The 1,816-nt window shown below is 60.1% G+C and carries 2 protein-coding genes; one reads left to right on the forward strand and one right to left on the reverse strand.

What is annotated here, in order from left to right:
- A partial coding sequence (locus tag BP737_RS12015) for a hypothetical protein (RefSeq protein WP_292408451.1) occupies positions 1–535 on the forward strand: 535 nt, incomplete at its 5' end.
- A gap of 68 nt (positions 536–603) precedes the next feature.
- Here BP737_RS12015 and BP737_RS12020 read toward each other — a convergent pair.
- A partial coding sequence (locus BP737_RS12020) for an archaeosine biosynthesis radical SAM protein RaSEA (RefSeq protein ID WP_342686215.1) occupies positions 604–1,816 on the reverse strand: 1,213 nt, incomplete at its 5' end.

The raw sequence follows: 1,816 nt of genomic DNA on the forward strand, positions 1-1,816 counted from the left end.
GCACGGCGGACACCGGTATGCCGGAAAACGTCACCCCCACCCCGGCGGTCCTCCACTACGAGCGGGGGATGTCGCGATCCCGATCACCACTTCTGCGATCCCGGTAAGGGGTTTCGACAACGACGTCACGGAGGTGATCGCGATCGTCCTCGCCGACCGGCAGGCCGGAGTCCTGCTTGAGAACGGCTGGAACATCACCTCGGTCAGGACGGGCTTTGCGGAGGAGGACCCGAACCGGGAGCAGGGGTACATCGACGTAGAGTTCCGGAGCGACGAACTGCCGCTGTCGTTCTTCATCGAAGTGGACGAAGAAGAGAAGCAAACCGGCAAAGGGCGTTGCAACGCCACAGTCCGGGACGGAAGACCGGGTGCAGGCCCCCTTCCCGAGTATCACCAGGCGGCGTTTAAGTCCCGGGACCACCAGCGGCATGTCTTTGAACGGAACGAGAGGGTGATGATGATCTACAGCAGCACGACGATCTTCTACCTCTACCCGTCGTACGCGATCGTCGATATGGAGGGAATACTCGACTGACCCTCGCCTCGATGTGAGGCCGGCCTTCGCTGAAAAAGTATCGGGTCGGCCGCCTCCCGGGCCGATACCTACAGCGATGAGAGCCGCGCATTCCGCACGTATGCCAGCTGTTCGCGGACCCTCTCCGGGATCGTGCGGGGGTCCTCCGTCGTAGTGGCCTCCCTCCACTCGTCCCGGCACGAACAATCCAGCCCATCGAACTCCGCCGTATCAAAGCCGCAATTGTAGCGTTCAATCGCCCGCGTGACCTCCTCATCGCACTTCCCGCAGTTCCGGGCCCAGTCCAGGGACTCGACCGAGTAGTTCCAGGGGCTGACGTAGACATGGGCACGGTCCCCGAACCGCTCCCGGCACTGCTGCAGGAGGTTGACGAGGCTCCAGAGCCACGGCGGGCGGTAGAGGTTGTTCTTCCAGAGTTCGTGCACAACGGTGTTCTTCTCGACCGTCGTCACTTCAAGGTCGACATAGTCGATCCCCCGGGAGACACAGAAGGATATGGTATCGAGGATATCGCGTATCGCTTCCGCTTCCGTGAGGAACGGCGGCTTCACGAGCAGGAGCGGTTTTGTCAGTACGCCCATGCCCCGCATCCGCGAATAGAAGATATCGAAGTTGTTGGCCGAGAACCCTTTGTTGATACAGAGGTTCATCACCTGAGGGTTTGCAGACTCAAACCCGAACGCCACCTCAAGTTGCCGCCCGTTCAGGGCTTTCTTCATCTTCTGCACATGTTCATCGGGCGAATAGTCGATCCGCGATTCGACGACCACCTTCCTGATGTTTCGGTAGCCGTCGATATACGAACAGATCTTCTCGATGGCGGCGACCGGCATCTCACGTTCATTAAAGATATTCCCGTCGTTGTATATCGAGACAATCGGGTAATCCCGGAGGTCGACGGCGTTCATCACGTACTCGAACTGTGCGACGTACTCCGCCGCCGAGACCTCCCTGCCGCGGGACGTTGCACAGTAAAACCCGCACATGGTGCACCCCCCGGTCTTCTCGACCCACTCGCAGCCCGTGGAGCGAAGGAAGACGATCAAGCGCCTGATGGGCCGGCCGTCAAGGTAGCCCACCCTCTCTTCCCAGCCGATGGGCGTGGTAAAGTCGAGACTTTGTGAAGCATCTCCGTTCTGCCTGCGTAATTCGCTGGCCAATGTCCGGATTTCATCCAGGACGTCACGTTCTGTCGGGAGACCTATAGGAGCCTCCGCATCGCTACCGCTATCAGGTACGGCCTTTTCGAGAATAACGATTCCCCCCTCTCCCCCCCCCCCC

The organism is Methanoculleus sp. UBA291 (assembly GCF_002499755.1).
GTDB lineage: Archaea > Halobacteriota > Methanomicrobia > Methanomicrobiales > Methanoculleaceae > Methanoculleus > Methanoculleus palmolei.